This is a genomic window from Prevotella sp. OH937_COT-195 (assembly GCF_003932845.1).
Lineage (GTDB): Bacteria > Bacteroidota > Bacteroidia > Bacteroidales > Bacteroidaceae > Prevotella.
The window spans coordinates 53,030-59,567 of the sequence record NZ_RQZH01000015.1 but is presented as its reverse complement, the minus strand read 5'-3'; the positions used below and the strand labels follow the sequence as shown (position 1 = coordinate 59,567).

Annotated in this window: 5 protein-coding genes; 3 read left to right on the top strand and 2 right to left on the bottom strand. The window is 45.8% G+C overall.

Going from position 1 to position 6,538, the window contains the following annotated elements; all coding sequences use genetic code 11:
• From EII32_RS07250 to EII32_RS07240, 3 genes are all read left to right on the top strand, one after another.
• The coding region (locus EII32_RS07250) for an InlB B-repeat-containing protein (protein WP_199741411.1) at nt 1–834 on the top strand (834 nt) is incomplete at its 5' end.
• An 80-nt stretch (nt 835–914) separates the two neighbouring features.
• Nucleotides 915–1,937, top strand: coding sequence for a DUF805 domain-containing protein (locus EII32_RS07245; protein WP_125234767.1), 1,023 nt, complete (start codon nt 915–917; stop codon nt 1,935–1,937).
• A 45-nt stretch (nt 1,938–1,982) separates the two neighbouring features.
• The gene (locus EII32_RS07240) at nt 1,983–2,189 is read left to right on the top strand and encodes a hypothetical protein (RefSeq protein WP_125234766.1); all 207 of its coding nucleotides are present in this window, start codon (nt 1,983–1,985) and stop codon (nt 2,187–2,189) included.
• 128 nt (nt 2,190–2,317) lie between these two features.
• Here the strand turns inward: EII32_RS07240 and EII32_RS12770 are convergent, their stop codons facing one another.
• Both EII32_RS12770 and EII32_RS07230 read right to left on the bottom strand, forming a co-directional pair.
• Nucleotides 2,318–4,420 (bottom strand): HRDC domain-containing protein, encoded by a 2,103-nt coding sequence (locus EII32_RS12770; protein ID WP_410524574.1) that lies wholly within the window; start codon nt 4,418–4,420, stop codon nt 2,318–2,320.
• Nucleotides 4,421–4,692: 272 nt separating this feature from the next.
• A complete protein-coding gene (locus EII32_RS07230) occupies nt 4,693–6,129 on the bottom strand; it encodes a L7/L12-related protein (RefSeq protein WP_125234764.1) in 1,437 nt (478 codons plus the stop codon).
• Nucleotides 6,130–6,538 lie beyond the last annotated feature (409 nt).

Below are 6,538 nucleotides of genomic sequence, written 5' to 3'. Positions count from 1 at the left end.
AAATGGCAGCCGGAAGCACAGGCGGAATACTGGCAGGTGACGTGGGAACTCAATGGCGGCGCATGGCCTTCCGAAGGAGACAACCACGCCGTGCAGGTGCTCAAAGGCGGAACTCTGGCAGAACCCGCCCCTCCGGTGAAAGCCAATCATACTTTCGAGGGTTGGTATAAGGAAGCCGGTCTTACCAACAAGGTCGATTTCCCCTACAACGTAAGCGACGTAACTGCAAACTTTACGCTGTATGCAAAGTGGAAGAAGAATGGCGGAACAATAATTGAAAGTCCGAAAATCGGTGATTACTATTACGACGACGGAAGTTTTTCAGAAGATTTAAACAATGCCAAGACATGTATGGGAATAGTGGTTCGTGAGAAAACTTCACAGCAGAAAGGGCTGGTCGTATCGCACGATGTTAAAGAGGCAGGCGGATGGTGGATGCCGGTCACTCCAACAGGTTTCGTTTATAAACTCACGAATGCGAATGACGAGAACGATGGTGCAAAGAATCTGGAAATGATAAAGAAATGGAATAATTGGGAGAAATGGTATCCTGCATTTTCGTGGTGTACCAAAAAGGGCAATGGTTGGTATCTGCCGGCAATCAACGAACTTAAAACACTTTGTGATTTATTGTTCGAAAATGCCTCACTAAATGCAAGACTTGAAGCAATTCCCGGAGGAAAACCACTTGCATTGCCTCAATATTGGTCTTCCACAGAAAAATCTGACCGTACGGCACTTGTTTATGTTCCTCAATGGAAGTCTGTAATAGCAAGGAACAAGACTTATGCTCAATCAAGCAATGTATCCACCCGTGCCGTTCTCGCATTTTAGCATTGTCATCATGGCATAACCCGTCTCGGACAAAGATATTATAGAAAACAGAAAGACGTATAGATAAAACAAGGAATGATATGAAATGGTTTATTAAAACATTTCGGCAATATGCCGATTTCAGCGGCAGGGCAACCCGGCAAGAGTTTTGGATTTTCGTGTTGTTCAACTTGCTGTTCACAATGATATGGGCAGTTGTCGCCGGACTGATTACATTGCTGTTAGATGGTTTTTTAAATGATTACATCTACAAGATGATATTCATGAACAAACTGACAGTGCTTTATTATGCCGTGATGGCTGTCCCCTCGATGGCGGTCGGCATACGCCGTCTGCACGACACCGGGCGCAGCGGATGGTGGATGCTTGTCGGTCTCATTCCTTTTGTGGGCGGTATATGGTTGCTTGTTTTGATGTGTCTTGAGGGTAATGCATACGACAATCGGTACGGCATCCGCCCCGATGAATCAACAGAGAATGTCCCGAAACCTGCCTTACGGCAAAAGGCACTTATGTGGCTGACATCATTTTCCGTTTTCGGCATTTGTCTGTGTTTATTCGATTTTTTCAAACTGTTCATTTTCCCCAATTATGGTGATACAGGTAGGTTGGACATGTTGCTGTCCGTTACGATTAATTTTTTTATTTCAATCTCTTTTATCATTATGGGAATCGCCTTTCTGCAAAAGAGAAACTATTTCCGCGTAGTTGGTGGTTGGATAGTCTTTGCGCATGTTCTTTGGTTGGTATTGGCAATTTGGCAAATAATGCAAATAATTGATTTCCGTATCAATATTGAATACGTGCTGCATATTATGACACTCCTTGCTTTCGTCCTGTATGGTGTATTGTTGTTGGCAGGAAAAGGACGTTTTTCGCTGACAAACTATGTACTGATTGGTGCAAGCGGTTTCACTATTGTTTCGGAATTATTGAGTATGATGTCGTTATATTACTTTTTGAAAGACTCTCCCGGTTTTTTTATAAGCCAAATACTGTTTAACCAATTATTAGATTTAATCGTACCGTTGTTGTTGCTGCTGTATGCCATTGGGAATCTTACCGCAGCGGAAAAAGATACCAAATACAAATCACAAATATAATAACCATTAAACCCAAATCTGTCATTAGACCGCATTTGTTTAGATTTGCCATTGCCGTTACGCTTCCCAAGTGCTTTATCCCGCTTGCTGCCATCTGCGCAGCCATTACATCCCGACGCAGCCCGCCACGCCTTCGATGAAACGGTTGCACATCCGCTCAACAATCGAACAAAATCGGTTGAGGGTTCTAATGACCGATTTGGGTTAAACGAATATTCGCATCTGCTGTTCTGTCCGTCGCCGAATCCATAATGTCGATGGGCAGAACAAGCAGATTAAAAACAGACTCACGAACACAACGAGCATCTCAACGACATTGTATATAAAAACTCCTTTTCGTGGCACGCATGACAATTCGGTGGTGAATTGCATGTTCCGTATTATGCGTTTGTTATAATTTCCAAGATTTCTTCGCCGTATGTCTCGGCAGATTTCTTTCCGAAAAAGGGAATCGAAATTAGTTGTCCGATTGTTTGCGGACGACTGTTGGCTATCCCGATGAGTGCTTTTTGCCGAATGATGGCGTAAGGCGGAAGTCCTTTCTCTACGCTCTTGTTCTGTCGCCATTCACGGAGTTGTTCAAACAGAGCCTTGTCCTGCACGTCTTCTGTGTTCACATTGCTCTTTGCCTTCTCTTTTTTGTTGCGCTTTGTGCGTTTTTTCGGTATTTCTTCTCTGTCGTCTGTCACGCCGAGTGTCACTCGTTGTTTAATGCGCATGAACGTTACGGGGTCGAATCCGTTCAATGCCACCTCTTTCAGTATGGCTGTCTTTATATCGTAAATCATGCCGGTGTCTGCAATGGCATCGAGAAATCGTTTTTGTACATGCCTGCTGTCACTTTCTGCCGAGGTGGCCGGCAGAAGGTCGCCGAGGATGTCGGTCACGGTGTCAAGGAAATAAGTTGCGCTGCGTTTGACACGTTCGGCGAATTGAGTATTGTTCAGTTCGCCACCGTTCATTGCCATGAAAATTGCCGTCCATTTGCGTGCCACCTCCACAACCTTGTCTTTTATGTCGCTGCGTGCTTGTCTGTGTGCTGCCGCGAGCCTTGGGTGTGTGCCGGCGAAATGCTCTTCAATTACTCGTGCAAGTTGATTTTCGCTGCGCTGCAAGTCGTTGAAATCGAACAGTTGTCGCAGTTGCTCGATGTGGTATTGCTCCTTCAGTGCGGGCAGCATGCTTATGCTGCGTTGCGCCGCCTCGCCCTGCATGGCGATATAGTTTCCCACGCCTCGGTCGTTCATTATGTTTGACTGTTGCACGGGTTTTGCCAAAACCAGTCCGTCAAGCGACTTACACCGGCTAAGTGCCACATACACTTGTCCGGCGGCGAACGAGAAAGCGGCATCTATGATGGCATGTTCGAAAGTAAGTCCCTGACTCTTGTGTATCGTTATTGCCCATGCGAGACGCAGCGGCAGTTGCCTGAATATGCCCTGCACTGTGGTCTCTATTTCTTTTGTCTGTGCGTTCAGTTCGTATTTCGCGTTCTCCCATTCCGTCGCTTCCACCTCAATTTCGCAGTCATCGCCGGGACATGTCACGCATACGTGCCCCTGGTCTATGCTTGTTATCCGTCCTATTCGCCCGTTGTAGAATTTTCCGGCAGGGTCGTTTTTAACGAACATTACTTGCGCCCCCTCTTTAAGAGTCAGTTCCCCGTCGGTGGGGTAGGAGTATTCGGGGAACGTCCCCTCTATGTCTGCTTTGAAACGGTATGCCTTGCCGCTAATGTTGGCGAGGCGATTTTCGTTGTACGAGTCGGCAATATGATTGTGTGTGGTAAGCCGTATGTATCCTTCATCGGCTTTCGGACAGAAATCCGGCAGGCAGCATCGGTTCAGTCGGTCGATGTCCTGCGGTGTTACGCGTCCCTCGCGTATATGATTGAGAATATCGATGAACACCGGATCTTGCTGCCGATACACATGTTGTAGTTCGAGTGTTACATACGGAGTTTGCTGCAAAACTTTCGAACCGAAGAAATATGGCGTGTCGTAATGTTCTTGAAGCAAGGCTTGGTCGGCTGCCGTCACCACCGGCGTTAGTTGTTGCAGGTCGCCTATCATCAGCAGTTGTGCACCTCCGAACGGTCGTCTCGGGTCTCTGAAACGTCGCATCACGTTGTCTATGGCATCGAGCAGATCGCTCCTTACCATTGATATTTCGTCTATTACGAGCAGGTCGAGAGTGCGCAGCAGTTTCTTCTTTTCTTTCGAGAAATCGAACCGTTCCTTGTAATGCGTTTGCGGGACGTATGGCGACAGCGGCAGTTGGAAGAAAGAATGTATTGTCTGTCCGCCGGCATTTATTGCGGCAACTCCCGTTGGTGCCACCACCACCATTCGTTTCGGCGAGCGACGTTTAATCTCGCGCAGGAATGTTGTCTTGCCCGTCCCCGCCTTTCCCGTTAGAAATATGCTCACACCGGTATTCTCGACAAACTCCCATGCCAGTTGCAATTCTCTGTTCTCTTTCATTGTTTCTTTTACTTGTAGCTTTGTCTCGCCTTGCGCGACGGTGGCAGTCAGAATGTCTGCAGATGTGTTAATGTTTGGCAAAGATAACGATTTATTTCCTTACGGCAAAGGGAATGTTCCATAAAAGAATGCCCGAATTACGGTACTCCGGTTTATTGTTGTCTGTCAAATACGGAAACAATGCGGGAGACCGCATGCAGTCTCCCGACATATATTGTCTGTTGTCAATGTGCACGGGGATACATCTCACCGCCCCGCACGTCATGTTCGTATCAGTTCTTCACCTTTTTCTTACCGTCAACCACATACACACCCTTCGGCAAATTCTCCCATTCGCCGTCCGTCTTCATTCCGTTTATGTTGTATATGCCTTTCCTTGCGACGGTCTTATCATCGGTTGTCACCGTCTCTATTCCCGTGGCAATACCTTTTATTATCCTGATGTTGTCAAGAAGAATGTAGTTGTTGTCTTTGCTGTTGCAGTGTCTGAACGCCACATGTTTTGTTCCGGCGGGCAACGGCAGCGTGCGCTCGTACCATATTGATTGGGTATCACTTCCTCCGATTTTAACCAATCCTTCCGGTTTCTCGTCTATAAGCACTTTCGTGAAATCGGCAACATCATTACCCGTTGTCGAGGCGAGTACCTGATAATGATCAGGATATTTTGTATTCATGGCAAACCGGTAATTTAACTCTGCTGCATCCGAAAGCAACGGAGAGATTAAATAGTTGTTCGGGTCTAATTCTTTGTTGTTCCATGACCAACTACCGATTACTTTGTCACCTGACAAAGGAAACAACCAATAAAGTTCTGTTCCATTTATTATTTTCCATGTCTCTCCGTCATTGTCCTCATCCTCCGTTGTCCATCCTTCGGGCATGGCATCTTCCTCGAAACTTTCGAAGAGAGAAATGAACTCGGGGTCGTACATTCCCGCCGGTGCCATCTTTGCCAATCCTCCCGCATTATTTATTGCATCGACAAAATCCTTTGCATCATACATCGTGGTCAACTTTTTCAATATACATGGTGCACTCTCCACAAAATCCTTGGCCTCTTTCAATCCTATGCCCAACTTTTCTCTTAACACCTTGATGACGGGCAGTTTGTTATCCTTGCAACTCTCCAGCACCACATCGTATGCAGGCTTGATGTTGCTCACCGTTACGTTGTCGATGAGCCAAGTGTATTCAAGTCCGGTTCCGTTACCGTCGTATGCACGCCATGATATGTTTACGTTTTTTCCTGCGTATGCACCGAGGTCTACCGTTATAGCATTCTCATACTTGTTTTCTTCGGTAACATTCCACAACTTTGTCCATGTCTCTCCGTTGTCAGTGGATATTTCCACATTGTAACGCGAACCTTTTTCCGCATCGTAATCGGGAATGAAATTCCAAAAGGTAAGAGTGGCGTTGCTTCCGAGTTTGATTGCAGGCGAAACGAGTCTTTCGTCTTGCTTGTTCCACGACCATCCCAGCCACATCTGCTTCTCTCCATCGTGGGGAACCACAGTTACATCATTAAATTTCTTTGTACCCCACTGCACCCATGTCTGTGAGTTATTTGTTGTCTCCACTCTCCATCCGTCTGCAATCACGTCTCCCTCGAAACTGTACTTGTACTCCGTCTGCGCGTTCGCATCGGTAGTCCATAATGCCGCCATTGCGGCCAGTCCTGCTAAAAGTAAATTTTTCTTTTTCATGTTGTTGTTGCCTCTCTCCTTTACCCCTTTCTGGGAATGCTTACAGAGGCTCGGGCATTTGTGTTAGTGTTAAAGTTTTGTCAAATCATGTCTTGGTTGCTTGTATCTGCCATTTGTTTTCTCTGTTTTGGCATTTGGTTTATACAAATATAATAATATTTTTCCAAAGGATTTTGTTTATGCGTTCTTTTTTTAACATAAATTGTAAAAACGAGACGCTTGATTAATAAAAAAGTTATTTTTAACTTTATCTTTTTCCGATATTCATGTGCTGTGTGTCAATCATTATTGGTGTATGCCATAAGTCTGTTTCGGCAATCGGTGTAAATTAAACCCAAATCGGTCATTAGACCGCATTTGCTTAGATTTGCCATTGCCGTTACGCTTCCCAACCGATTTAGCCCGCTTG